Origin of the sequence: Streptomyces sp. JJ38, assembly GCF_019303475.1 — a bacterium.
Classification (GTDB): domain Bacteria; phylum Actinomycetota; class Actinomycetes; order Streptomycetales; family Streptomycetaceae; genus Streptomyces.
Genome location: NZ_JABLSI010000024.1, coordinates 55,123 through 80,951, shown reverse-complemented (window position 1 = coordinate 80,951; position 25,829 = coordinate 55,123). Strand labels below are relative to the sequence as shown.

Annotated in this window: 18 protein-coding genes, 2 tRNA genes and 2 pseudogenes; 15 read left to right on the top strand and 7 right to left on the bottom strand. The window is 73.7% G+C overall.

Annotated elements, in window-relative coordinates; genetic code table 11:
* Nucleotides 1-34: 34 nt before the first annotated feature.
* Nucleotides 35-1,192: a S8 family peptidase gene (locus tag HPT28_RS26975; protein ID WP_308119271.1), complete on the bottom strand. Its 1,158-nt coding sequence runs from the start codon at nt 1,190-1,192 to the stop codon at nt 35-37.
* Nucleotides 1,193-1,370: 178 nt separating this feature from the next.
* Here HPT28_RS26975 and HPT28_RS15440 point away from each other — a divergent pair, with 178 nt between their 5' ends.
* Entirely contained in the window at nt 1,371-1,820 is a 450-nt protein-coding gene (locus HPT28_RS15440) for a VOC family protein (protein ID WP_219091655.1), read from the top strand.
* 77 nt (nt 1,821-1,897) lie between these two features.
* Here HPT28_RS15440 and HPT28_RS15435 read toward each other — a convergent pair whose 3' ends face one another.
* Nucleotides 1,898-3,085: a GDSL-type esterase/lipase family protein gene (locus HPT28_RS15435; protein ID WP_308119269.1), complete on the bottom strand. Its 1,188-nt coding sequence runs from the start codon at nt 3,083-3,085 to the stop codon at nt 1,898-1,900.
* A 240-nt stretch (nt 3,086-3,325) separates the two neighbouring features.
* Between HPT28_RS15435 and HPT28_RS15430 the strand changes: the two genes are divergently transcribed.
* Together HPT28_RS15430 and HPT28_RS15425 are read left to right on the top strand one after the other, a co-directional pair.
* The gene (locus tag HPT28_RS15430; protein ID WP_219091654.1) at nt 3,326-4,384 is read left to right on the top strand and encodes a thermonuclease family protein; all 1,059 of its coding nucleotides are present in this window, start codon (nt 3,326-3,328) and stop codon (nt 4,382-4,384) included.
* Nucleotides 4,385-4,463: 79 nt separating this feature from the next.
* On the top strand, nt 4,464-7,226 hold the full coding sequence (locus tag HPT28_RS15425; protein ID WP_219091653.1) for a SpoIIE family protein phosphatase: 2,763 nt from the start codon (nt 4,464-4,466) through the stop codon (nt 7,224-7,226).
* Nucleotides 7,227-7,259: 33 nt separating this feature from the next.
* On the opposite strand, the gene HPT28_RS15420 is transcribed toward HPT28_RS15425, so the two are convergent.
* A complete protein-coding gene (locus HPT28_RS15420) occupies nt 7,260-9,404 on the bottom strand; it encodes a molybdopterin oxidoreductase family protein (RefSeq protein WP_219091652.1) in 2,145 nt (714 codons plus the stop codon).
* 162 nt (nt 9,405-9,566) lie between these two features.
* On the opposite strand from HPT28_RS15420, the gene HPT28_RS15415 reads away from it, so the two are divergent.
* From HPT28_RS15415 to HPT28_RS15405, 3 genes are all read left to right on the top strand, one after another.
* Nucleotides 9,567-10,427 carry a sirohydrochlorin chelatase gene (locus HPT28_RS15415; protein WP_219091651.1) on the top strand — a complete coding sequence of 287 codons (861 nt, stop codon included), beginning with the start codon at nt 9,567-9,569 and terminating at the stop codon, nt 10,425-10,427.
* Nucleotides 10,428-10,618: 191 nt separating this feature from the next.
* The gene (locus HPT28_RS15410; protein WP_219091650.1) at nt 10,619-11,932 is read left to right on the top strand and encodes a deoxyguanosinetriphosphate triphosphohydrolase; all 1,314 of its coding nucleotides are present in this window, start codon (nt 10,619-10,621) and stop codon (nt 11,930-11,932) included.
* Between the two features lie 128 nt (nt 11,933-12,060).
* Nucleotides 12,061-13,320 carry an FAD-dependent oxidoreductase gene (locus HPT28_RS15405; RefSeq protein ID WP_219091649.1) on the top strand — a complete coding sequence of 420 codons (1,260 nt, stop codon included), beginning with the start codon at nt 12,061-12,063 and terminating at the stop codon, nt 13,318-13,320.
* 41 nt (nt 13,321-13,361) lie between these two features.
* Here HPT28_RS15405 and HPT28_RS15400 read toward each other — a convergent pair whose 3' ends face one another.
* Nucleotides 13,362-13,664 (bottom strand): YtxH domain-containing protein, encoded by a 303-nt coding sequence (locus HPT28_RS15400; RefSeq protein WP_219091648.1) that lies wholly within the window; start codon nt 13,662-13,664, stop codon nt 13,362-13,364.
* Nucleotides 13,665-13,821: 157 nt separating this feature from the next.
* On the opposite strand from HPT28_RS15400, the gene HPT28_RS15395 reads away from it, so the two are divergent.
* The 3 genes from HPT28_RS15395 to HPT28_RS15385 all read left to right on the top strand — a co-directional run bounded on the left by HPT28_RS15395 (nt 13,822) and on the right by HPT28_RS15385 (nt 14,436).
* A tRNA-Asn gene (locus tag HPT28_RS15395) sits at nt 13,822-13,894 on the top strand.
* Nucleotides 13,895-14,073: 179 nt separating this feature from the next.
* A tRNA-Ile gene (locus HPT28_RS15390) sits at nt 14,074-14,147 on the top strand.
* Between the two features lie 118 nt (nt 14,148-14,265).
* Nucleotides 14,266-14,436, top strand: coding sequence for a hypothetical protein (locus tag HPT28_RS15385; protein WP_219091647.1), 171 nt, complete (start codon nt 14,266-14,268; stop codon nt 14,434-14,436).
* Nucleotides 14,437-14,581: 145 nt separating this feature from the next.
* On the opposite strand, the gene HPT28_RS15380 is transcribed toward HPT28_RS15385, so the two are convergent.
* Nucleotides 14,582-15,574, bottom strand: coding sequence for a phospholipase (locus HPT28_RS15380; RefSeq protein ID WP_219091646.1), 993 nt, complete (start codon nt 15,572-15,574; stop codon nt 14,582-14,584).
* Between the two features lie 303 nt (nt 15,575-15,877).
* Between HPT28_RS15380 and HPT28_RS15375 the strand changes: the two genes are divergently transcribed.
* The 3 genes from HPT28_RS15375 to HPT28_RS15365 all read left to right on the top strand — a co-directional run bounded on the left by HPT28_RS15375 (nt 15,878) and on the right by HPT28_RS15365 (nt 18,431).
* Nucleotides 15,878-16,540, top strand: a complete 663-nt coding sequence (locus HPT28_RS15375) for an NADPH-dependent F420 reductase (RefSeq protein ID WP_219091645.1) — start codon at nt 15,878-15,880, stop codon at nt 16,538-16,540.
* A 69-nt stretch (nt 16,541-16,609) separates the two neighbouring features.
* The gene (locus HPT28_RS15370) at nt 16,610-17,134 is read left to right on the top strand and encodes a hypothetical protein (protein ID WP_219091644.1); all 525 of its coding nucleotides are present in this window, start codon (nt 16,610-16,612) and stop codon (nt 17,132-17,134) included.
* Between the two features lie 277 nt (nt 17,135-17,411).
* Nucleotides 17,412-18,431 carry an XRE family transcriptional regulator gene (locus tag HPT28_RS15365; protein WP_219091643.1) on the top strand — a complete coding sequence of 340 codons (1,020 nt, stop codon included), beginning with the start codon at nt 17,412-17,414 and terminating at the stop codon, nt 18,429-18,431.
* A 75-nt stretch (nt 18,432-18,506) separates the two neighbouring features.
* Here HPT28_RS15365 and HPT28_RS26970 read toward each other — a convergent pair whose 3' ends face one another.
* Complete coding sequence (locus HPT28_RS26970) at nt 18,507-18,974, bottom strand: hypothetical protein (RefSeq protein ID WP_374226970.1); 468 nt, start codon at nt 18,972-18,974, stop codon at nt 18,507-18,509.
* A 15-nt stretch (nt 18,975-18,989) separates the two neighbouring features.
* Nucleotides 18,990-19,400: pseudogene (locus HPT28_RS26965) on the bottom strand (peptidoglycan-binding protein); the annotation flags it as partial.
* A gap of 550 nt (nt 19,401-19,950) precedes the next feature.
* Between HPT28_RS26965 and HPT28_RS26960 the strand changes: the two are divergent.
* The 3 genes and pseudogenes from HPT28_RS26960 to HPT28_RS15350 form a co-directional block, all read left to right on the top strand.
* Nucleotides 19,951-20,706, top strand: a pseudogene (locus tag HPT28_RS26960) (D-Ala-D-Ala carboxypeptidase family metallohydrolase); the annotation flags it as partial.
* A 63-nt stretch (nt 20,707-20,769) separates the two neighbouring features.
* Entirely contained in the window at nt 20,770-22,122 is a 1,353-nt protein-coding gene (locus tag HPT28_RS26955; RefSeq protein ID WP_308119275.1) for an integrin alpha, read from the top strand.
* A gap of 119 nt (nt 22,123-22,241) precedes the next feature.
* Nucleotides 22,242-25,826 (top strand): LamG domain-containing protein, encoded by a 3,585-nt coding sequence (locus tag HPT28_RS15350; RefSeq protein WP_219091640.1) that lies wholly within the window; start codon nt 22,242-22,244, stop codon nt 25,824-25,826.
* Nucleotides 25,827-25,829: the final 3 nt, after the last annotated feature.

Here is a 25,829-nt window from a genome sequence, read left to right as displayed (position 1 = left end):
CAGGAGGGGACGCCGATCGTCTCGGGGGACTGGCTCAGCCGAGCCCGGTGACGTTCAGCAGCCGGTCCGTGGTGTCCGGGCCCGGGGTGCCGACGGCGCCGGGGGTGGCGGCCGACTTCAGGCGCCGGGCCACCGTGGCCGGATCGCCGCCGGGCCGCTCGCCCAGCTCCAGGGCCGCCGCCCCGGTCACCAGGGCGGCGGCGCCGGAGGTGCCGGACAGCGTGGCGGTCGAGGTGTCCGAGGTGTGCCAGGGCCCGGTGATGCCCGTCCCGGGGGCGAACAGGTCCACGACGCCGCCGTGGTTGGCGAAGGACGCCCGGTCGTCGTTCCGGTCGGTCGCGCTGACGGTGAGGGCCTCGGTGACACGGGCCGGGGAGAAGCCGCTCGCGTCCGCGTTGGAGCCACCCGCCGAGACGGAGAAGCTGATGCCCGCCGCGATGGCGCCACGGACGGCCTCGTCCAGCGCAAAGTTGGGGCCGCCGCCCAGGCTCATGTTGACCACGGCGGGCCCCTCGGCGTGCTCGACGACCCACTCGATGCCCGCGATCACGCCCGACACCGTGCCGCCGCCGTAGTCGTTGAGCACCCGCACGGCGACGACGTCGGCCCGCTTCGCCACGCCGGACGTCTCCCCGGCGATGAGCCCGGCGAGGTAGGTCCCGTGGCCGTTGCCGTCCTCGGCGACGGCGTCGCCGTCCACCACGTCGGTGCCGTGGGACGCGCGGCCGCCGAACTCCTCGTGGGTGATCCGCACCCCCGTGTCCAGCACATACGCCGTGACGCCCGCGCCGGCCGAGGACGGGTGGGCGTACCGGCCGTCGAGCGGCAGCCACCGCTGGTCCAGCCGGTCCAGGTGCCAGGGCGCGTTCTCCTGCACGGTGCGGTGGCCGGCGGCGTGCACGGGCGTGTCCGGCACGACGCGGGCCACCCCGTCCCGCTCCGCGAGTCTGCGGGCCTCCGCCGGGGTGGCCCGCACCGCGTGGCCGTCCAGCACGGTGTCGAACGTCCGGGTGATCTCCGCTCCGGAGCGCTCCAGCACCGCGGCCGAGGCCCGGACGCCGTCCCGGTCGAGCAGGACCAGGTACCCGGCCTCCCGCTGCTGCTGCTGCTGCCGCCCGTCCGCCGGGCTGAATCCCAGGGTCACGGCGGCGAGGGCCGCCGCCAGCAGTGCCGCCGTACGTTTGCGTGCCACGAGGAACTCCTCTGCGCTGGGGGACGCACTCGAACGGCGTGACCATGACACTTCGGGCGGATTCCGTCCAGACCTCCTGCGGACGGTGCGTCAGATTCCGGTCCTACGCCCCGAGACGGGCCGCGGATCGTTCCCCGGCCGCTGTCGCGGCCCGCTCGGCGCGGGACAGGCTGGGCCCATGACCGCTACCTGGCCCGCCCACCTCGACGTCGGCGCCGTCCGCTTCGCCCGCCCCACCGCCGCGTACGAGGCCGTCCTGGCCTTCTACCGCGACGACCTCGGGCTCCCCGTCCTGGCCGCGTGGCGCGGCGACGCCGGGCACGCCGGATACGACGGCGCCGTGTTCGGCCTGCCCGGCACCCCGGTGCACATGGAGATCACCCAGCACGGCGACCCGCCCCGCGTCCCCGAGCCGCACCCGGAGAACCAGCTCGTGCTCTACCTGCGCGGCCCGGAGGCGGTGGCCGCCGCCGTGGAACGCCTCGAAGCCCGCGGCCACCGTCCGGTGGCGGCCGCGAACCCCTACTGGCCGCAGCGCGGGGCGGTGCTGTTCGCCGACCCGGACGGCTGGCTCGTCGTCCTCGCCCCCTGGGTGTTCGGCGAGGACCCGCCCCCGCGTCCCGCCTGAGCGGCGGCGCACCTCACCTCACGGGCGACGGCGCCGGACCCCGGGGGCGGGTCCGGCGCCGTCGCGGCTGGGGAGGGTCAGGACAGACCGGCCAGATACATCCCCGAGGTGCCCTCGCCGGGGGTGTTGCGGCAGGCGGCGTCCCCGGTGGAGCCGTAGACGAGGGTCAGGCACCGGCCCAGGGCGAGCTGACCGTAGTAGTTCGGGTGCATCGACTCCTGCACGTCGCCCTGCGTGGACTGGCTGTCGATCCAGCGCGCCCACTCGCTCGTCCGATCAGAGGGGGCCTGTGCGTCGGTGACCTGGGAGCTGTCCTGGGCACAGACCTCCCGGCCCTGGAGCATGTCCCTGAGGTCCAGGAACCGGGTGCCCGTCGCCGTCGCCACGCCGTGGAGGCGGTCGGCGATCTGCGGCACCAGCGAGTCGCGCGCCCAGTCGGAGTCCTTGTCCCAGAACGGGCAGCCGCCGGTGTTGGTCCGCGACCAACCGCTCTGCGCGTAGCGGTTCTCGGCACCGCGCGGGATCGGCGAGGGGTAGGACTGGAGGACGATCTCGTAGTCCGAAGAGGCGTAGCCCGCCTCCGACATCACGGCGCGGATCTCCTCCACGGCCTTGGTGACGTCCGCCATGACGCCGTCGATCTTGGAGTCGACGACCTGCTGCTGGTCGTCGTGGCAGTAGGACCACCAGATGATGTAGTCGGTGGCGCAGTTCGTGATGATGTCCGCGAAGCCCAGGTCGTTGCCGCCGATCGACAGGGCGATGGTCTCCACGTCGTAGGCGGCGGCGACCGCGGCGAGCTGGTCGGCCTGCGGCGCCTCGCCCTTGTAGGCCACGCCGCCGTTCGAGGACCGGAAGACGTTCTCCGTGGTGGCCCCGGAGCAGGCGAGGTTGATCAGGGCCTGCGTGGTGCCGGTGGCGCTCTTGACCTCGGCGGAGTCGGAGCGGTGGCAGCCGTTGAGCGCGGTGTTCCCGTAGACGAGGGACTTCTTGTAGGAGCTGCCCGTCCAGGCGCGGTCCGTGCCGTCCCGGCTGCCGTAGTTGTCGAGGCTGTTGCCCTTCCAGCGGCCCGCCTCACCGGAGATGTAGCTGTCGCCCATCGAGACGAGCGCGGTCGGCCCGGAACCGGAGCTGGCGGCGGAGGGTCCTGCGCCCAGCGTCGTCAGCCCGGCGAACGCGAGCGGGAGGGCGAGGGCGGCGGCGGCGAGCCGCCGGCGTCTGCTGGGCGGCTTGGGCGTGCTGGTGGTGCTGCGGATTCCGGACACGGTGGTACTCCTGCGTTGGGCCGTGCCGGCCGTGCGGCCGACACCTGGCAGGCGGATGGGGGGTGCTCCCGGCCGGGTGGCATGCGGAATCTGGCACGCCGCTCTTTGTTACCGCAAGGTAGTTGCCTATCTAATTTTGATTACGGGAATTATTACCGACGAGTATTAGCACGGGGGTTACTAGCATTGACATCAAGGAGGATTGCGTCTGCAACTCTCAGTGGCGGGATGGTGACGCATATGGCCTCCCCCTATCGACCCGATCCGCAGGGCTGGCGGCGGGACCCGTCCGGGTCGCGGCCGCGGTGGTCCTGGCGAAGGGTTCCGGCCTGGGTCTACGGCGCGGTGGCGGCGCTGGCCGTGGTACTCGCCGTCGCCCTCGTGGCCAGCCTCGCCGGGACGGGCGGCCAGCCCCGGCCCGATCCGCCCGTCGCGGAAACCGACGGTGCGCCGCAGACCGAGCGGCGAACGCAGCAGGAGCGGGACGGCACGGGGGAGGAGCCCGGGCGGCAGGAGTCTCCGGCTGACGAATCCGAGGAGGCGGAGCCTGACGAATCCGAGGAGGCGGAGCCTGGCGGATCCGAGGAGCCGCGGCCCGACGCGTCCGTCCCCGACGAGCCCCGCGAAGGCGACACCGGCGACGGCACCGGGGAGCCGGGCGGCGGGGCCGACGCGGTGGTCGAGCGCATCGTGGACGGCGACACCCTGCACGTCACCGGCACGGGTGAGGTCCTTCCCGAGGGCGAGCGAGTGACGGTCCGGTTGCTCGCCGTCGACGCTCCCGAGGTCCGTGCCTGCTACGGCGACGAGGCGACCGAGCGGCTCGAAGAACTCGTCCCGGTCGGCACCGGCGTCCGCATAGAGCGCGACGCCGAGTTGAAGGACGGGTACGACCGCTACCTGCTCTACGTCTGGAACGAGGACGACGAGTTCGTGAACGCGGAGATCGCCCGCAGCGGCCATGCGGAAGCCGAGCTGTACCCGCCGAACGACGCGCGCTGGCCCGAGATCAGGAAGGCGGGCGACGAGGCCGAGACGGCGAAGTCCGGACTGTGGTCCGCCTGCGCGGCGGAGCAGCCGCCCCCCGAGGAGGAGCCCGTACCGACCCCGCGAGAGCCGGCTGAGCCCGACCCCGCCGAGCCCGACCCCGCCGAGCCCGAACCGGGTGAACCCGGGCTGCCGCCGGGTCCGCCGCCAGGCCCTGATCTCGACTGCGCCGACATCGACGGTCCCGTCCTCGTCGGCCCCGGCGACCCTCACCGCCTCGACGCGGACGGCGACGGCATCGGCTGCGAGTAGCGCGGGCGCCGCCCGTATGGCTCACGTCGCCCGCCCGCTCCAGGAGTCGGGGGGTCGGATCTGGTGCTAGAAATGGGGTATGCCTGGGCGTTCTGCTCCACGGAGGCGTGGCACAGGCCGAGTGCTCGCCGGCCTGGCCGCCGGGAGGGAGGGCGCAGGCCGGTGGTGGAAGCTGCGCGGGCGCAGCGTCGCGGGCCAGGTCCTGTTCTTCCAGATCCTCGTCGCCGTGGTGCTGATCTCCGCGGCGGTCGTCGCGGTCGTCCTACAGGCCCGCAACGACACCGAGCACGACGCGCAGCGGCGGTCGCGGGCCGCCGCCGCGGCGTTCGCGCACGCGCCGGGCATCGTGGAGGCACTGGAGTCGCAGGACCCGACGAGCGTGCTCCAGCCCCGGGTGCAGGCATCCGAGTGGGACACCGGGGTCGACTTCATCACCGTGCTCTCGACCGACGGGCTGCGGTACGCCGACACCGACCCGGACCTCATCGGCACCCGGACGCAGGGGATCGAGCGGGCCGCCGAGGGGGAGGCGTTCACCGAGATCTTCCGGGGCGACCCGAGCGACGCGGCCCGGGCCGTCGTCCCCGTCACCGACGACCGGGGGCTGGTGATCGGGATCGTCTCGGCCGGTGTGGAGATCGACACGGTCGGTGAGTCGGTGCAGGGCCAGCTGCCCCTCATCCTCATCTCCGGCGGCGTGGCCCTCGTCCTGGCCATCGGCAGCGCGGCGCTGGTGAACCGCAGGCTGCGCAGGCTGACGCGGGGGATCGGGCCCTCCGAGATGACCCGGATGTACGAACACCACGACGCCGTGCTGCACGCCGTCCGGGAGGGTGTGGTCATCGTCAGCGGCGACGGCCGTCTCGTGCTCGCCAACGACGAGGCACGCAGGCTGCTGGAGCTGCCCGACGACGCCGAGGGGCGCCCCGTCACCGAGCTGGGGCTCAACGACGCCACCGCCGAGCTGCTGGCCTCGGACCGCTCCGTGACGGACGAGGTGCACCTGTCCGGGGACCGGCTGGTCGCCGTCAACACCCGGCCCACGGCCCCCTTCGGTGGCCAGCCCGGGCGGGTGGCCACCCTGCGCGACACCACGGAGCTGAGCGCCCTGGCCGGGACGGCGGAGGTGGCTCGGGAGCGGCTGCGCATCCTCTACGACGCCGGGGTGCGGATCGGCACGACGCTGGACGTCGTCCGCACGGCCGAGGAGCTCGCCGACGTCGCCGTCCCGCGGTTCGCCGACTTCGTCACCGTCGAGCTGCTGGAGCCGGTGCCGCGCGGCGAGGAGCCGACGGGGCAGACCACGGAGATGCGCCGCTCGGCGCTGAGCGGGATCGCGGACGACCACCCCTTCCAGCCCGTCGGCGACCCGATCGCGTTCGTCGCCACGCACACCCCCATGGCGGCGGCCCTGTCCGGCGGGCACGCCGTGCTGGAGGCCGATCTGACGGTGGCGGAAGCCTGGCGGGCCCAGGACCCGGCCGGCGCGAGCAACGCCCTGGCCTACGGAGTCCACTCACTGGTGACCGCGCCGCTCCAGGCCCGCGGGGTGATCCTGGGCATGACCAACTTCTGGCGCGCCGCGGGGTCCGAGCCGTTCGGGGAGGAGGATCTCTCCTTCGCCGAGGAGCTGGCCGCCCGGGCCGCCGTCGCGATAGACAACGCGCGCCGGTTCACGCGCGAGCACGCCATGGCGGAAACGCTTCAGCGCAGCCTGCTGCCGCACGCGCTGCCACACCAGAGCGCCCTGGACGTCGCCTACCGCTACCTTCCCGCGCAGGCCCGGGTGGGCGGCGACTGGTTCGACGTCATCCCGCTGCCCGGCGCCCGCGTCGCCCTCGTCGTCGGCGACGTCGTCGGGCACGGGCTGCACGCCGCGGCCACGATGGGACGGCTGCGCACCGCCGTGCACAACTTCTCCACCCTCGACCTGCCCCCCGACGAGCTCCTCGCCTACCTCGACGAGCTGGTCAGCCGCATCGACCTGGACGAGCCCGAAGGCGAGGGCATCACCGGCGCCACCTGCCTGTACGCCGTCTACGACCCGGTCGCCGGGCACTGCCGCCTCTCCCGGGCCGGGCACCTCGCGCCCGCCCTCGTCCTCCCCGACGGCACCGTGGAGTTCCCCGAGGTTCCCATCGCCCCGCCGCTCGGCCTGGGCGGCCTGCCGTTCGAGTCCGCGGAACTGCACCTGCCCGAGGGCAGCCGGCTCGTCCTCTACACCGACGGCCTCGTCGAGCACCGGGACCGCGACATCGACGCCGGCCTGGACCTGCTGCGCCAGACCCTGCTCCGCGCCCCCGACGCCTCGCCCGAGGAGACCTGCGAGGCGGTGTTCGGCAGCATGCTGCCCATGCACCGCCGCGACGACATCGCGCTGCTCGTGGCCCGCACCCGGCTGCTGGACCGCACCCGCATCGCCGACTGGGACGTGCCGATGGACCCGGCCGCCGTCGCCACCGTCCGCAGCGCGTGCAGCCGCCAGCTCACGGCCTGGGGCCTGGACGAGATCACCTTCACCACGGAACTCGTCCTCAGCGAGCTGATCACCAACGCGATCCGCTACGGCACCGAGCCGATCCACGTCCGGCTGCTGTACGAGCGCACGCTCATCTGCGAGGTGTCCGACGGCAGCAGCACCTCCCCGCACCTGCGCCGCGCGGCCATCACGGACGAGGGCGGGCGCGGCCTGTTCCTCGTGGCCCAGCTCGCCCAGCGCTGGGGCACCCGCTACACGCCCACCGGCAAGGTCGTCTGGACGGAGCAGCAGCTCGCCGACGGCCAGCTGCCGGACCTGGCGATGCTGCCCGAGTTCGGTGAGCTGCCCGAGATCGAGCTGTGAACCCGGCCGGGCCCCCGTGCCCGGCCGGGGGCCTCACCGCGTCGCCCGCTCCACGCGGACGGCGCAGACCTTGAACTCCGGCATCCGGGACGTCGGGTCCAGCGCCGGGTTGGTGAGGGAGTTCGCCCGGCCCTGCCCCGGCCAGTGGAACGGCATGAACACCGTGTCCGGGCGGATGTCCCGCGTCACCCGGGCCGGGGCCAGTGCCCGCCCCCGGCGGGAGGTGACGGCGACGGTGTCCCCCTCGCTGATCCCGTGCCGCTCCGCCAGCTGTGGGTGGAGCTGCACGAACGGGCCCGGCGCCGCGGAGTTCAGCTCCGCGACCCGGCGCGTCTGCGCCCCCGACTGGTACTGGGCCAGCACCCGGCCCGTCGTCAGCAGCACCGGGTACTCCGCGTCCGGCTCCTCGGCCGAGGGCCGGTGCGTGACGGGCACGAACCGGGCGCGGCCGTCGGGGGTCGCGAACCGGTCGAGGAAGAGCCGGGGCGTGCCGGGGTGCGGCGCACCACCCTCCTCCGGCGCCGGGCAGGGCCAGAAGACGCCGTCCTCCTCCGCGATGCGGCGGTAGGTGATCCCCGAGTAGTCGGCCTTGCCGCCCGCCGAGGCGCGGCGCAGCTCGTCGAACACCTCCTCCGGGTCCTCCGGGAAGCCCTTCTCCCAGCCGAGCCGGGCGGCCAGCGCGTTCAGCACCGACAGGTCCGAGCGCACCCCGGGCGGCGGGTCCAGCGCCTTGCGGCGCAGCAGCACCCGGCCCTCCAGGTTGGTGAGCGTGCCCCCCTCCTCGGCCCACTGCGTCACCGGCAGGACGACGTCCGCGAGAGCGGCCGTCTCGGAGAGCACGACGTCGCACACGGCGAGGAAGTCCAGCGACCGCAGCCGCTCCTCCACGTGCGCGGCACGCGGCGCCGAGACGACCGGGTTGGAGGCCAGCACCAGCAGCGAGCGCACATCCCGGCCGAGGGCGTCGAGCAGCTCGTAGGCGCTGCGGCCCGGGCCGGGCAGCGTGTCCGGGTCCACACCCCACACCCCCGCCACGTGCGCCCGCGCCTCCGGATCCGTCAGCATCCGGTAGCCGGGCAGCTGGTCCGCCTTCTGCCCGTGCTCCCGGCCGCCCTGCCCGTTGCCCTGGCCGGTCAGGCACCCGTAGCCGGAGTGCGGCCGGCCCGCCCGGCCGGTGGCCAGCGTCAGGTTGATCCAGGCGCCCACCGTGTCGGTGCCCTTGGCCTGCTGCTCGGGCCCGCGCGCCGTCAGCACCATCGCGGACTCGGCGTCGCAGAAGTGGGCCACCGCCTCCCGCAGCTGCGGCACCGGCACCCCGGTGATCCGCTCCACCAGCTCCGGCCAGTGCGCCATGGCCGCCGCCCGGGCCTCGTCCCAGCCCGTGGTGCGCGCCGCGACGTACTCCTCGTCCGTCCTCCCCTCCGCGACGACGAGGTGCAGCATGCCCAGGGCCAGCGCCAGGTCCGTGCCGGGGCGCGGGGCGAGGTGCAGATCGGCCTGCTCGGCGGTGCGGGTCCGGCGCGGGTCGACGACGATCAGCTTGCCGCCGTTCTCGCGCAGCTCGGTGAAGTAGCGCAGCGCGGGCGGCATCGTCTCGGCCGGGTTCGAGCCCACGAGGATGACGCAGCCGGACGTGGCGATGTCCTCCATCGGGAACGGCAGCCCGCGGTCCAGCCCGAACGCCCGGATGCCGGCCGCCGCCGCCGAGGACATGCAGAACCGGCCGTTGTAGTCGATCTGCGAGGTGCCGAGCACCAGCCGGGCGAACTTGCCCAGCAGATAGGCCTTCTCGTTGGTGAGCCCGCCGCCGCCGAAGATCGCGGACGCGTCCGGCCCGTGCGCCTCCCGCACCCGGACCAGCTCCCCGGCGATCCGGTCCAGCGCCTCGTCCCAGCCCGCGGGCTCCAGCGGCCCGCCGGGGGAGCGGCGCATCAGCGGCTCGGTCAGCCGCGTCCCGGCGGCCAGTACCTCGGTGGCCGTCCTGCCCTTGCCGCACAGGGCGCCCCGGTTCACGGGGAACGCGGTACGCTCCGTGACCTCCAGCCCCGGCAGCCCCGACGTCTCCGGGGCATCGGTACGCCTCAGCCCCATCCCGCACTGCAGGGAGCAGTACGGGCAGTGGGTCCAGGCGGGCTCCCGGGGCGGCGAGGCGGGCTGCGTGACGGGCGTTGCGTTCATGGCGCCATCGTGCGTCGGCTGTGTTTCCTCCCCGCCCCCGTCGTGTTACCGCCCTGGTAACAAGCCGCTCCCGTCCGGAGCGCGGGCGCTGTGAGGGTGACGCAACCGGCCGTTTCCCCGGCGCAACCGCCCGGCAACGGCCTCCGGCGAGACTTGCGGAGCATGACGGCACGACCCCACCCCACCCGCTTCCTCGCCGCGAGCCGCCTGGCCGCCCCGGACCGCGGCGCCGCCGCGCCGCACCGCGCCCGCCGCCAGCAGGACCCCACCCTCGTCGCCGTCGCCCACGGCTCTCGCGACCCGCGAGCCCTCGCCACCGTCCGCGCCCTGCTGGCCGAGGTCCGCGCCCAGCGGCCCGGGCTGCGTGTCGAGCTGGGCCACATCGAGCTCAACGCGCCGCTGCTCGCCGACACCCTCGCGGAGCACGCCCCCGGCCGCGCCGTCCTCGTCCCGCTGCTCCTCGGCCGCGGCTACCACGTCCACCACGACCTCCCCGAGGCCGCCGCCGCGGCCCCCCACCTGCGGATCGCCCAGGCGGCGCCCCTCGGCCCGCACCCGCTCCTCGCCGAAGCGCTGCACGCCCGGCTCGCCGAGCGGCTGACCGGCACGCCGCTCCCGGGCCGTGCGGGGCCCGACGCCGTTCTCCTCGCCGCCGCCGGCTCGCGCGACCCCCGCTCCGCCGTCGACGCCGACCGTACCGCCGCCCTGCTCTCCCGCCGCCTGGGCGGGACCCCGGTCCTGAGCGCCTACGCCTGCGCCGCCGCCCCCACCGTGCCGCAGGCCCTCGCCGCCCTCCGCGCGGCCGGTCACCGCCGTATCGCGCTGGCCTCCTACTTCACCGCCCCCGGCTTCTTCGCCACCCGCAGCGCCCGCGAGGCCGGTTCCCGGGTACCGGCCGCCGATCCGCTGGGCGCCCACCCGGCGCTGGCCCGTCTCGTCCTCCACCGCTACGACGAGGGCCGCCGTGCCCTCGCCGCGGCCCCCGCCGGCCGACTCCCGGCCACCGTCCCGCACGCCGCCTAGCGCCCGAGGGGCGCGGGGAACGCGCGGCAGGCCACAACGTGCCCGCGGTCTGCGACGCGCGGGCAGGGGCACCCCCGACCAAGGCAGGCCCCGGTGCCGGGGGCTGCGCTTGCCAGCCCTGCGCCTTTGGCGCAGACCTCCCAAGCGCGGGACGCGCGGCCCGGGACCCGGGGCCGGGATACCGTCGGGGTATGCACGGCACGTACCGGACGTACGACGCGGCCGACACCGAGCGCTGGGAGCCCGAGCCCGACAAGCGGCCCGGCCGCACCGCCTTCCAGCGCGACCGAGCCCGCGTCCTGCACTCCGCGGCGCTGCGCCGCCTCGCCGGCAAGACGCAGGTCGTCGCGCCCGGCGGCAGTGAGCACGCCTGGGACGCCACACCCCGCACCCGGCTCACGCACTCCCTGGAGTGCGCCCAGGTCGGCCGGGAGCTCGGCGCGGCCCTCGGCTGCGACCCGGACCTCGTCGAGGTCGCCTGTCTGGCCCACGACCTCGGCCACCCGCCGTTCGGGCACAACGGCGAACAGGTCCTCGCGGAGATCGCCGAGCCCTGCGGCGGCTTCGAGGGCAACGCCCAGTCTTTGCGGCTGCTGTCCCGGCTGGAGCCCAAACGGTTCTCCGCCGACGGTGTGCCCGTCGGCCTCAACCTCACCCGCGCCGCCCTCGACGCCGCCACCAAGTACCCCTGGCCACAGGGCGGCCACCCCGCCGACCCCGCCTCGCCCAAGTTCGGTGTCTACGCCGACGACCTTCCCGTCTTCGACTGGTTCCGCGCCGGCGCCCCGGCCCACCACGCGTGCTTCGAGGCCCAGGTCATGGACTGGTCCGACGACGTCGCCTACTCCGTCCACGACGTCGAGGACGGTCTCCACGCCGGCCACCTCGACCCCAACCTGCTGCTCGCCGAGCCCGAACGGCGGGAGATCTTCACCGTCGCCCGCGGCCGCTACGCCCCCGCCGGCACCGAGGACGCCGAACTGGCCGAGGCCCTCGACCGGCTCCTCGACCAGGAGTGGTGGCCGCACGGCTACGACGGCACCGCCACCGCCCAGGCCCGGCTCAAGGACGCCACCAGCCAGCTCATCGGACGCTTCTGCCTCGCCGCCGAGCACGCCACCCGCGCCGCCCACGGCCCCGGGCCCCTCAGCCGTCACGCCGCCGACCTCGTCGTCCCGCCCGACGCCCGGCTGGAGTGCGCCGTCCTCAAGGCCGTCGCCGACCGCTACGTCATGCAGCGCCCCGACCAGGCCCGGCTCCGCGCTGACCAGCGCGTCGTCCTCGCCGAGCTGGCCGAGGTGCTCATCCTGCGCGCCCCCGACGGTCTCGACCCGCAGTTCCGCGCCCTGTACGCCCGCGCGTCCGACGACGCCGCGCGGGTACGGACCGTCGTCGACCAGATCGCCTGCCTGACCGATCGCTCCGCCCGTGACCTGCACGCCCGGCTCACCCGCACCGGAAGCCACACCGCCGTGCCCGTCGGACGAACACGCCCGGCGACCTGACGGTCGCCCCAGCACAGACCGGCAGGTCCGCACAATAGGTGTGCGCCCTTCCCGTGTTCGCGGTGATGCGGGACGCTCCCAGGTGAACCTTCCGGGGGGCGACCGGACGGCAGCGAGGAGGCACCAACGTGGTGGACGCGAACGAGACGTTCGTCATCATCGGGGGCGGCTTGGCGGGAGCCAAGGCCGCGCAGACACTGCGGTCGGAGGGGTTCACCGGCCGCGTCATACTGATCGGCGACGAACGCGACCACCCCTACGAGCGCCCCCCGCTCTCCAAGGGGTACCTCCTCGGGACCGAGGAACGCTCAGGACTCCTCGTCCACGAGCCCGCCTGGTACGCCCGCGCCGAGATCGAGCTGCACCTCGGCCAGCCCGCCGTCCACATCGACCGCGACACCCGGTCCGTCCGGCTGGGCGACGGCACCGTCCTGCGCTACGACAAGCTGCTCCTGGCCACCGGCGCCGAGCCCCGCCGCCTGGACATCCCCGGCACCGACCTCGCCGGCGTCCACCACCTGCGGCGGCTCGCCCACGCCGACCAGCTCCGCGGCATGCTCACCCGGCTCGGCCGGGAGAACGGCCACCTCGTGATCGCCGGAGCCGGCTGGATCGGCCTGGAGGTCGCCGCCGCGGCCCGCAGCTACGGCGCCGAGGTCACCGTCATCGAGCGCGATCCCGCGCCCCTGCACCGCGTCCTCGGCCCCGAACTGGGCGCCCTCTTCGCCGACCTCCACCGAGAGAACGGCGTGCGCCTCGTCTTCGGCGCCTCCCTCACCGAGATCGTCGGCGCCGACGGGCAGGTCCTCGCCGTCCGCACGGGTGACGGAGAGGAGTACCCCGCCCACGGTGTCCTGGCCGCCATCGGCGCGGCCCCGCGCACGGCCCTGGCCGACGCGGCGGGGCTGGAGCTCGACCCGGTGACCGGCGGCATCGCCGTCGACGCCGCCCTGCGCACCTCCGACCCGGCCGTCCACGCCGCCGGGGACGCCGCCGCCGTCCAGCACCCGCTGCTCGACGCCCGGCTGCGCGTCGAGCACTGGGCGAACGCCCTGCACAGCGGGCCCGCCGCCGCCCGCGCCATGCTCGGCCAGGACGTCGTCTACGACCGCATCCCCTACTTCTTCTCCGACCAGTACGACCTCGGCCTGGAGTACAGCGGCTGGGCTCCGCCCGGCACCTACGACCAGGTGGTCTGCCGCGGCGACGTCGGCAAGCGCGAGTTCATCGCCTTCTGGCTGCGCGAGAACCGGGTCCTGGCCGGGCTCAACGTCAACGTGTGGGACGTTGTCGAGCCCGTCCAGGCGCTCATCCGCTCCGGCCGCCCCGTGGACGCCCAGCGCCTCGCCGACCCGGCCACGCCCCTGACCGACCTGCCCTCCGCCTGAGCCGTGGTGCGGGGCCGCGGCCCGGCCCCGCACCGCCGCCCTCAGGTGTTGCTGGTTCCCCAGTCGTCGGCCTCACCGCCTGCGCCGCCCGGACCCCGGCCGCCCGACATCGCCCGCATCCGCTCGCTCACCGAGTGCGGTAGGCGGTCGCCCATGCGGTCGGCCGCCCGGCCGGCCGCGTCCCGGCCGCTCACCGCGGCGGCCTCGAAGGTGTTCCGCACGGCCGGGTTCTCGGCGAACCGCTGGGCCGCGTTCCGGAGCTGTTCATACCGCTCACGCCCGGCCCTCGACCCGGCCACGTAGCCGATCGCGAGGCCGGTCAGGAACGTCAGTCGGTACCGCATGCTCGGCAACCCTTCCGTCGGTGTTCATCGCTCACTGCCCAGGGTGCCCGCACCGGGTGCGCATACCGATTTCAAACCAGGCCCTGGCATGCGCTAATGTATTGCTCGCAGCGAGGGAGCGCCCCCGGAGAACGGCGGGTGGACCCGAGCAGGGCAGTCCCCTGTAGCTCAATTGGCAGAGCAGCCGGCTGTTAACCGGCAGGTTACTGGTTCGAGTCCAGTCGGGGGAGCGCACCACACGAAGGGCCCCGTACGGGGCCCTTTTTGGTGACCACCGGCGGGTCTGGAACCGCCCGCCGCGTGATCGTCGTCTCCCTCGCCGAAGGCCGCGGCCCACTCCGGGCGGGAGATCGTATAAGGAGCTATGCTGCGGCAGACGGCGCGTACGGGAGCCCTCGACGCGCCGAACGGGGCGGTAGCTCAGCCGGTTAGAGCAGCGGACTCATAATCCGTCGGCCGTGGGTTCGAGTCCCACCCGCCCCACTCCCCGCTCCCCGGCTCCGGCCGGGAGCCGTGTGCCGGGCCCAACGAGCGAGCCGCCCCGAAGGGCACGGCGCCGGGCCGGATGGCCCGGCCGATGACATGCGGGCACGATGGCCGTATGAACGACCGCACTGACGACTGGACCCGCCGAGTCATGGATCTCGGCGAGGGGATCGACGAGAACAGGGCGCGGGAGCTGGTGGAGGAGATCTACCGGGCGGCGGCGCTCACCGCGGTGTCCGCGCACGAGCGCGAGGTGGCCGCGCGGGAGGCCGAACGCGAGGAGTGACTCCGCAGCGTCCCGTTCCCGGCGCGGCCGGGCCGATGCGCGACGGAAGCGGCCGGGGCGGAGGGCGGGGTGCGCGGGGGCGCGCCGGGACGAGCCCTCGGGTCGCCCGGCCCGGCCCCGGGCGACCCGGCGAGGCGCGTCCGCGTCAGCCGCCGAAGGGGATGTCCTGCGGGGTGGCCATGCGGCGGGTGTCCGGGTGGGCGTCCACGAAGTCCGTGATGTACGAGAGCGACTCCCGCACTCCGCTGTCGTCGGTGCCGCAGCCCCTCAGTCCGCTGTCGCCGTCCGGGTAGCACGACAGCCGCCTGCCGTAGATCAGGCCGTCCACGGCGGCCTTCCCGTCGGCGGTGTCGAGCAGGACGGCCGCGCGCTCGCCGTCCCCCTCGCCCACCGTCCAGCCGACGGTCCGCGCGAGCTCCCCGGCGTCCCGCGCCCGGCCGCCCGACTCCAGCGCTTCCCGGATGTCGTCGAACTTCAGCGCCATGGCGAACAGGCCGCTGTCCATCACCCGCTGGTCGGCGGGGACGTTCGGACCGTGCTCGGCGAAGCCGTCCCGGACCTCCGGGTAGTCGCCGCTGAAGCTGACGGCTTCCCTGGGGTTCAGATCGCCGAGAGCCTCCTTCCAGCCAGCGCCGCCCTCCTTGCCGTAGAAGCCGTAGAGCACGCGGATGCCCGCGCTCTCCAGCTTCTCGCGGGCCAGGTCCCGCAGCGCGGCGACGGAGCAGTGGCGCCACTCGGGGTCGTCGCTGTCGCACCAGTCGGGGTTCTTGATGTCCAGCCAGACGAAGGAGACGTGACGTCCGGCACCGTGCTCCTCGGTCACCTGGTCGAACATGTCCGTCATGCTGTCGCCGTAGCTGGTGAGGGTGCCGTCGTGGTCCGCCCACCAGCCGTCGCGCCAGGCGGTGGCGTCGATCTCCAGCGCGTTGGCCCCGTGCGCGAGTGCCGCCGTCACCCCGCCCGTGGTCAGCACCCGGTGGGCGATGGCCCAGGTGGGGCGTTGTTCGGTGGTGCCGAGCGCGGCCCTGGGCGGAACGTTCTCCGGCACGGCTTTCGCGGCTCCGGTGCCGAGCGTGGCCGTGGAGACGACCAGGGCCAGCGGGAGCAGCAGTGTGCGAAGCCGATGTGGGGCGGCCATGGGGACGGGTCCTTTCCGTTGCCCGGGCTGTCCGTTCCGGCAGCCCGTCTGTCGTGCGGTGGCCGTCTGTCGTACAGCCGGCGGTGCGGGGGTCCGCGCGCAGTACTGTACGGTAAGTTACCTACGGGTAATATCTGGTCGCCGTCCGTGGGCGACTGTCCTGGCCCGCGCCGACCGCTGAGGGACGCATGTCGCCCGCCGGGAAGGAAACCCGCGTCTGGAGGTGTTGAGGCCACCGAGGGCGCGCGCCCGGCCCTCGGCGCTTCGTCCCACTCGACGTCGAGCAGCGCACTGGAGGCCCACATGAAGATCGGAATCATCGGCGCCGGCAACATCGGCGGCAACCTCACCCGCCGTCTCACCGCACTCGGCCATGAGGTGCGGGTGGCCAACTCGCGAGGCCCCGAGACCCTCACCGCACTGGCCGGGGAGACCGGTGCCACCGCCGTGCGCGCCGACGAGGCCGCCCGCGGGGCCGAACTCGTCGTCGTCACCATCCCGTTCAAGAACGTCCCGGACCTGCCGAAGAACCTCTTCGAGGGGGCGGCCGAGGGCTTCGCCGTCCTCGACACGTGCAACTACTACCCGCGGCAGCGTGACGGCCGGATCGGCGCCGTCGAGGACGAGGGGCTCACGGAGAGCCGCTGGGTCGAGCGGCACCTCGGCCACCCCGTGGTGAAGGCGTTCAACGGCACCTATGCCGAGGACATCCTCGACAAGCCCCGTCCCGCCGGGGACCCGGAGCGTATGGCCCTGCCCGTCGCCGGTGACGACGAGGCGGCGAAGACGGCCGTGCGGGCGCTCATCGACGAGCTGGGTTTCGACACCGTGGACGCCGGGGGTATCGACGCGTCCTGGCGCCAGCAGCCCGACACCCCGGTCTACGGTCTGCGGGCCGGTGCCGAGGGCGTGGCGAAGGCGCTGGCCGAGGCATCCCCGGAGCGCCCGGCCACCTTTCGCGGCTGAGCGCCGGCCGGTCAACTGCGTCCTGCCATGGGGTCGTTCAGCCGCACCGGGTCAGGTAGCTTCGGCGCCATGAGCGACGACGAGGCGTACCTCGACAAGAGCCCGTCCGCGGCACGCATGGGGGTGGCCGCCGAGTATCTGGTCGCCGCCTCCTGCATCCTCGCGACCGAGGGGGAGCTGAACGTCTCGACGTCTCTGGTCGACGACGAGGGCGTGGACCTCGTCTTCCACCGGCGCGGGAGTTCGGCGACGCTGGCGGTGCAGGTGAAGGCCCGCATGTCCACGGGTGTGGGGGTCCGGGAGGGCCGGTTTCTGGCGAACGTGCGATCACCGACCTTCACGGCCCGCTCCGACCTGGACATGCTGTTCGTCGCGGTGGACGTGAAGCGCGGCGCGATCATGACGGCGTGGCTGGTGCCGAGCCGCGCGTTCGGTGAGATGGCGGGTGAACCGAACAGCAGAGGGCGCCTCAGGTTCTCCGCGTCGCTGAAGCCCGGTTCCAGGGACCGCTGGACGCCGTACCGCCTGACATCGGCCGAGCTCTCGCGGCGGGTTCTCGACCGGCTCGCGGAACTGGAGAAGGCGGGCTGGTAGTCAGCCCTCGCCCTGGGCGAGTGCGCCTGCTCCTGTGCGTGCCTCGTCGGTACGGGCAAGGTGCGCGCGTGGGGCGCCCGTCGTCTTCGGCGGAGCGGCCGCGGAGGCGCACGAGGATTCCCGGTGCCGTGAGACCTCGGCGAGGTCGGAGCGCCACGGTTGGTCGCGTGATCGAGCTGGTGGCTAGGATGAGAATCGTTTGACGCGATAGCAGGACCCTGTGATGAGGCAGAGTATTGTTGTCACGCATGCCGGAGCGATACGCGAAGGTGGGAGCATGGGGACGGAGCGCCGGAGTGCGCGCACGGTGGCGCCGGAACTGTCATGGGAACTGCGGAGGCTGCGCAAGGCCAGCGGTCTGACCCTCGCGGCCCTGGCTCGCCGCACCAGCTACAGCAAGTCGTCCTGGGAGCGTTACCTCAACGCCAAGGCCCTGCCGCCCGAGCAGGCCGTGACCGCGTTCGCCGACGCCACCGGGGTCCCCCCGGAGTCGCTGCTGGCTCTGCGTGCTCTGGCGGAACGGTCCGCCGACGCCGGGGCCGAACACGGGGACCAGGAATGGCCCGAGGGCGAGAGCGGCGGCGGGCGCGGCGGCGCGCAGGCTGAGGTGCCGGGGGACGGGCGGGGTGACGCTCCGGCCGAGACGCGGGACGAAGCCCTGGCCCAGACGCGGGGCGCGGGGCGGTCCGGAGACGCGGCGGTGACATCGGCTCAGGCTTGGGAAGCGGAAGCGGAAGCGGAAGCGGAAGCGGAAGCGGAAGCGCCGCCCGGCACGCCGGCGACGGCCCGGCGGCGCCGGTGGCCCTGGGCCGCCGTGGTCGGCGGCGTCGCCGCCCTCAGCTTCGCCGCCGGGTTCGTGGCGGGCTGGCTGCCCACGGGGAGCAGTGAGGCCGCGCAGGCCGGGGACCTGCAACTCCCCGGCTGTACCGACTTCGAGTGCCGGTCGAAGGACCCGCAGCGGCTCGGCTGCCACATCGGTGTCTGGACGGCGGCGGCCGAGGAGGTCGACGGCGCCTACGTGGAGTTGCGCTGGAGCCCCGCCTGTCGTGCCGCGTGGGCCCGGGTCACCGATGCGCAGGTTGGGGACGTCGCGCGCGTCATCGGTCCGGACGGGGGGACGCAGGAGCGGGCGATCAGCTACGACAGCGACACCTACTCGCCGATGGTGGAGGCCCCGTACCCGGCGGCGGTCCGGGCCTGTGCGGAGCTGCTGGACGGGCGCGAGATCTGCACGAGCCAGGGCGGGGCGTCGCCGCTTCCGGTGGAGCCCGAGGACGAGTCCGTGCGCGACGGCTGACCCGCTCTCACCGGAAGGCGGCGCCGAGGACGGGGGTGGCCCCGGTGCCGTGAGCCCGTGGCCACCCCCGGTTCCTCAGTAGTACGTGGCGTCCCAGTGGCTGCCCTCGTGGGCGTAGACGTTGCCGGAGCCGGACTCGTACAGCGCGGCGCCGTCGGAGCGCTTGCCGAGGTAGGTGAACGTCCCGGTGACGTAGTTGCTGACGCACGAGTACGGAGCGAAGTCGATCTTGTAGCCGTTCCAGTGGCTGTAGGTGCCGCTGGCGTGGCCGGTCTCGGTGCCGCCGGTGATGTGGACCGTGCAGCCGCTCGCCCGCTTGAGCGCGATGATGCCGTCGGCGCTGGTACGGCGGAGCTGGTCGAACGAGGTGCAGCTGCTGTTGTAGCGGTCCGAGCAGTTGCCGGAGGAGGACCAGGAGATGCCCGCGCTCTGGAACATGGCGGCCGCCTGCGCGTGTGTCAGCTTCTCGTCCGTGCCGCCGGAGCCGGATCCGGAGGTCAGGGCGCGCCAGGTGTTCGGGCCGACGATCCCGTCCACGGCCAGCCCCTGGTCGGACTGGAAGTCCCGGGTGGCCGAGTCGGTGCCGGGGCCGAAGTCGCCGTCCACGGCCAGGTCGTAGCCGTACTTGTTGAGCAGCACCTGCGCGGCCTTCACCGCGCTGCCGGTGTGGCCGCTGGAGACGGTGACGACCAGCTCGGGCCAGGTGTCCGAGCCGACGTATCCGTCGGCGGTGAGGCCCTGGTCGCTCTGGAAGCTCTTGACCTCGGCCGTCGTGCCGCTGCCGAAGACGCCATCCGCCGCGGTGCTGTAGCCCTGCGCGGTGAGCAGGTGTTGTACGGCGGTCACGTTCGGGCCCGTGCTGCCGCTGCCGACGACGGGCCAGTCGGCCGCCTGCGCGGTGGGGGAGGAGAGCAGCGTCGCGAGTACTGCGGTCAGTACGGCGGCCACCACTGCCGGGAGGCGTCTCATACGGGGCTTCCTTCTTTCTGGTTCTCCGGAACGCGGCTCAGTTTCGCCGACCCGGCCCTGATCGCCGCCGTCTCCATGTCAAGGCGGGAAAACTCGGGACGAAGATCTTGACGCACCGGCTCTGAACAGCGAAGACGGCCGATCTCGCGGGACGGTGACGGGACATGGGACACCGGGGGACGGGACGTCCACCGCTGGGAAGCCGCCGGGCAGGGGACGGACGCCGGAGTATCGACAGACTTCTGTGGACGTGAGGGTCGTTTGACCGTCACAAGTCCCGGAAAACCACCTGTACGTTCCTCTCGCCGCGTCCGCTCCACCCAACGGGTGTGAGCGGCCGTGCCGTTCGCCCACCTCAGCCACGCGTCCCACGCCCGTTCAGCCACCGGGCGTGGGCCCCCGCCGCGGCCCACGGCTGTCGCGCCCGACGGGGAGAGGTGGCGGCACGTCCATCCACCGCCGGCTGCGCCGGTACCGCGGTCCGCCCTGCGCGGACCCCGTCCGTCGACGGACCAGTCCCCACCGATCCAAGGGAGTTGCTGACCCCCTCATGGCACACACACCAGCTTCGAGACACCGGCTCAGACGGGCGGCGGGAGCGCTGCTCTCGGTGGTGGTCCTCGCCATCGCCGTGCCGGCGGGCACCGCGGCGACGACGGAAGTGGCCTACGCGGACACCTGCTACACCTGGGACCGCACGCTCAACCAGGGCATGTCCGGCGCGGACGTGACCGAACTCCAGATCCGCGTCGCCGGGTACCCCGGCTACGGCAGGACGCTCGACATCGACGGCGAGTACGGCCCCGCCACCACCCAGGCCGTCAAGCGCTTCCAGAGCGCCTACGGGCTGACCGTCGACGGCGTCGCCGGCACCGAGACCTTCGACAAGATCTACGAACTCCAGAGCGCCGACTGCGCTCCCGCCCACTTCACCTTCAGCGAGCTCAACTCCTGCAACGCCGACTACAGCGGCGGCAGCGTCCCCGCCGCCGAGGCGCGGGAGAACACCAAGCGCCTGATGTGGAAGCTGGAGGCGCTGCGGCACTCGCTCGGCGACCAGCCCATCACCGTCACCGACGGCTTCCGCTCCGTGGACTGCAACACGGCCCAGGGCGGGGAGGCCGACAGCCGTCACCTGTACGGAGACGCGGCCGACCTGGCCGCCGACCCGCACGAGCTGTGCACCCTGGCCGAGCAGGCCCGCAACCACGGCTTCAACGGCATCCTCGCCCCCGGTGAGGCCGGCCACGGCGCGCGGCTGCACCTGGACGGCCGCGCCGACCGCACCTGGACGGCGTCCGCCTGCGCCACGACGGACTTCGACGGCGACGGAACCCAGGACACGGCCATCGCCGACCCCGAGGCCGCGGTGTCCGGGACGAACGGGGCGGGGCTCGTCCGGATCGTCTACGGAGACGGCGGCACCGCCGAGCTCTCCCGCGGCTCCGCGAGTATCCCCGGAGACCCGCAGCCCGGCGAGGCCTACGGCAGCGCGCTGGCGGTCTACGACGAGAACCAGGACGGCTACGACGACCTGGTGGTCGGCTCCCCGTACGCGGACGTCGGCGGCGAGGCCGACGCAGGGACCGTACACGTCGTCTACGGCAGCGCGGACGGGCTGGGCGGGGGCGCGGCCACGCGCGAGCTGACGCAGGGTCAGGGCGGTGGCAGCATCGGCGGCTCGGCGGCGGAGGCCGGGGACTGGTTCGGTTACGCGCTGGCCGCGGGCGAGACCGCTCAGGGTGCTCCCTACCTGCTGATCGGCGTGCCGGGCGAGGACCTCGGCGCCATCCGTGACGCCGGCTCCACCCACTATCTGAGCGGCACCGTGAACGCGGCGGTGCACCAGGACAAGCCGGGTGTCTCCGGCGTCGTCGAGGAGAACGACCGCTTCGGGTACGCGGTGGCGGCCACCGGGCACCACCTGGCCATCGGCGCGCCGGGCGAGGCCATCGGCACGGAGGCGTTCTCCGGCGGGACGCAGCTCCTCGGTCACACGATCAACGCCGACGGCATCCCCACCCCGCTGGACGGCATCGACCAGGACACCGAGGGCGTCGGTGGCGCCGCGGAGGCGAACGACCGGTTCGGCGCGGCGCTGGCCATGACCACGTACCGGCCCGCGGGCAGCACCTCCGCCGGCCGCTCCCTGCTCGCCGTGGGCGTGCCGGGAGAGGAGGTCGCCGGCGCCGAGGCCGCGGGCCGCGTCGTCCTGCTGGAGGTGACGGCGTCCGGCGGCGTCCAGCAGCGGGCGGAACTCAGCCAGGACGTCGCCGACGTGATCGGTGACAGCGAGGCGGGCGACCAGTTCGGCCAGCACCTGGCGATGGCCAACCTCGCCCCGAGTGCGGCGGACAGCGCCGAGACGGTGACCGTCGCGGTGGGCGTGCCCGGCGAGGACCTGGCCGGAATCCGGGACACCGGCGCCGTCCAGGTCTTCCCGATGAACGCGGTGCCCGGCGCGAGCGACCAGTGGATCCAGGCTGGACGCAAGGGCCTGCCGGGGCCGTACGGCCTGCGGGAGTACGTCGGCTCCAGCCTGCACACCACGCCCGACCACCTCTACGTGGCCACCCCCTACGGCACGGCCGAGCGGCACGGCGTCCACGCGTTGCCCTGGAGCAACGTGCTGGTCGGCGGCACCGAGGCGGCCGTCTCGTGGAAGCCCGGCGAGGGCGGACTGCCCGCCGAGCGCCAGGCGTTCGGCGCGGTGGTGCGCTGATGCACGACCACAGGCCAGGCGATGACACCGTGACGAACCGGGAAAGCACCACAGTGACCAGACCCAGACGAACGGGCGGCCGCAGACGCGGACGCCTCGGCGGCACCGTACGCACCGCGTTGACCGCCGCCACCGCCCTCGCCGTCCTCGGCACCGGCATGACCACGCTGCCCAGCCAGCAGCCGGTCACCGGGACCGCCGCCGACACCGGGGTGACGGACGCCGAGCGCGAGGCCCGCGCCGAGGCGGAGAAGAGCGGCAAGCGGGTGGAGGTGACGGCCCTGCGGCAGGAGAGCCGCAAGGTCTTCGCCGACCCGGACGGTACGTTCACCGCCATCGAGTACACCGAGCCCGTCCAGACCGTGAAGGACGGCACCTGGGTCGACGTCGACCCCACTCTGACCCAGCGCGAGGACGGCGGCTGGTCGCCCAAGGCGTCCACCGTCGAGCTGGAGTTCTCCGACGGCGGGGACGGCCCGTTCGCCCGCATGCGCAAGGCGGGCCGGGAGTTCTCGCTGACCTGGCCGGGCGGCAAGCTGCCCGAGCCGAGCGTCGAGGGCGACACCGCCACCTACGCGGAGGTGCTGCCCGGCGTCGACCTGCTCGTGCGGGCGTCGGTCGACGGCATGGGACACCTGCTCGTCGTCAAGACGCCCGAGGCGGCCCAGAATCCCGAGCTGAAGCGGATCGAGCTGGGGATGGGGACCGAGGGTCTGAAGGTCGAGGAAAACGCCTCGGGCGCCCTGCGCGTGGTGGACTCGGCGGTCGGCGGGACGGTCTTCGAGGCCGGCCAGCCGGTGATGTGGGATTCCGCAGAGCCCCAGGCGGCCGGGTCCACGACCCAGCCCGCCACGGCGACGCGGAAGTCCGCAACCGACGCGGCGGCGCTGAAGACGGCGATGGTGACGTCGCCCGAGAAGCCGGGGAAGGCGGACGAGGCCGCCGCCAAGGCCGCACTGCGCGGCCCGGGCAACGGCGGCCGGACGGCCCCCGTCGACGTCGAGGTCGGCGACGGCGAGCTGGCCCTCGTGCCCGATCAGAAGCTGCTCAGTGGTGAGGACACCGTCTTCCCCGTCGTCATCGACCCGATCCAGAAGACCGTGAGCCGGTCGGCGTGGACGAACGTGATGTCGGGCAAGCCCAGCGCCGCGGCCTGGAAGTACTCCGGGAGCCAGGGTGTCGGCAAGTGCCCCACGGACTACAACCCGGTGGGTTGCAACGGCGTCGGCGTGCGCCGGGGGCTGTTCACCCTGCCGGTGTCCGCGTTCCAGGGCAAGCAGATCATCAAGGCCACCTTCTCCGCCCGGGTCGCCCACGTGTACTGGGCCGACGCGAAGGCCGAGCCGATCCGGCTCTACCGGATCGGCGGGAAGAACTACAAGGTCACCTCGTCCAGCGACTGGTCCAACACCAAGGACGACTGGGACGACTACCTGGCGACGGTGGACAAGAAGATCTCTCCCACCTCCTGCTCCAGCCAGGCCAACCTGCATTTCGAGGGTGGCGAGCTGACCGACGAGGTGCAGGCCGCGGCCGACGGCGACTGGTCCTCGCTCTCGCTCGGACTACGCGCCGAGAGCGAGAGCCGAGTCGAGGAGTGGAAGCGGATCTGCGGCAACGCGTATCTGTCCGTGCAGTACAACACCGTGCCCCAGCAGGTCGACCACACGCTGATGTCGTCCGACCCCGGCGGGGCGTGCGTCTGGGGCGAGGACCGGCCGTACGTCGAGCGGCCCCCGGTGCTGCGGGCCGAGGCCCGCGACCCGGACCACAACTCGTCCCACACGGACAAGGTGAAGGTCCAGTTCAAGCTGACCTGGCAGGACGCGTCCGGCACCGACCAGTCGTACACCTACGACACCACCTACAAGGCACCCAACCCCGGGACGACCTTCGCCCACGAGGTGAAGGAGACGATCCCGGAGAACACCGTCATCTACTGGTCCGCACGGGCCTACGACGGTGACGCGTGGGGTGGATGGAGCAGCGACGGCACACCACAGCGCTGCGAGTTCGTCTACGACACCACCCGCCCCGGCGCCCCGCTCGTGGACTCCGAGCAGTACCCGGACGACGGGATCTGGCACCACGGCGTCGGCACCGCGGGGACGTTCACCTTCCGTCCCAACCCCGACGACGCGGGCCCCGACAGCGACGTGGTCGAGTACCGCTACGCCTTCGACGGCGAGCCGATGCAGAGCCTCGCCCCGCCGCAGGCCGGAGGCGCCGCCTCGGTGACGTGGACCCCGCAGTCCGCCGGACGGCACTGGGTGACGGTGGAGGCGTACGACAAGGCCAACAACTCCAGCACCCGGGCCCAGCACGAGTTCCTGGTGACCGACGGCGAGCCGGCCGCCGGGCAGTGGAACCTGGCCGACGCGCCGGGCACGCCCGACGCGCACGACGAGTCCGGCCGCCACCCCGCCACCGCGGGCGACGGCGTGACCTTCGGCGTCTCCGGCCCCGGCAGCCACGCGGACTACGCCGCCCGGCTGGACGGCACCGCGGGCGCCTACCTGGACGCGGGCAACTCGGTGGTCGACACCGCCGAGGGCTTCACCGTCAGCGCCTGGGTCCGCCCGGCCTCTCTCGACCGGGACATGACGGTCGTCAGCCAGGACGGCACCGGCGAGCCCGGCTTCGTCCTCGGCTACGACGCGGCCGCCGGGAGCTGGGCCTTCTCCGTCCCCGTCTCCGACGTCGACTCGCTCGGCCGGTGGGAGGTCAGCGCGGGGGTCACCCCGGTCCCGGACCAGTGGGTCCTGCTGACCGGCGTCTACGACGCCCACGCCGCCGACGGCCCCGAACTGCGGCTCTACGTGAACGACCAGGACCGCGGCAGCGCCAGGCGACACTCGGCCTGGTCCTCCTACGGGCCGCTGCAGATCGGCCGGTCCCTCGACCGCGTCGGCTACCGGGACCACTTCCACGGCGACCTCGCCGAGGTGCGGGCCTTCACCCGGGTGCTGCCCGCCGCCCAGGTGGCCGAGCTGATGACGGTCAAGGCGCAGCGCAAGGGCTACTGGATGCTCGACGGCGCCACCGACGGCACGTCACCCAACGTCCACGAGGGCGGCGAACCGCTGAGCCTGACCGGGAACGCGGCGATCTACCAGCCCGCCGACCCGCTGTTCGACGAGGCGGCGCTGGTGGGTGACGGACACCTGGAGCTGGACGGCGCCGGGGCCTACGCGGCCACGGCCACCCCGCCCGTCGGCGGCGACTCCAGCTTCACCGTCGCCGTCCGGGCCCAGCCCACCACGCTGGATCCGGCCCAGTCCCAGACGGTGATCTCGCTGCCCGGCGCCGCGGCCGACCGGTTCGCGGTGCGCTACCAGGCGGCCACCGGCCAGTGGGAGCTGGAGGTGGCCGAGGAGGACGCGGCCACGGCGTCGACGGTGAAGGTCACCGACGACCAGCAGCTGCCCACCACCGGCGGCTCCGGCCACCATCTCGCCGTCGTCTACGACGCGTTCGCCAACGAGCTGCGGCTGTACGTCCAGGGCCAGCTCGCCGACACGGCGATCGCCACCGACGACACGCTGTGGGCGGCCACCGGCGCGCTGCAGGTCGGCCGTTCGGCCACCGGTGGCGGCAGCGAGTACTTCGCGGGAGCCCTGGACGAGGTCCGGGTCTACGCGGGCGCCGCCGATCCGGTCGCCATCCGGCACATGGCGTCGCTGACGGCCACGCCGGACCTCTGACGC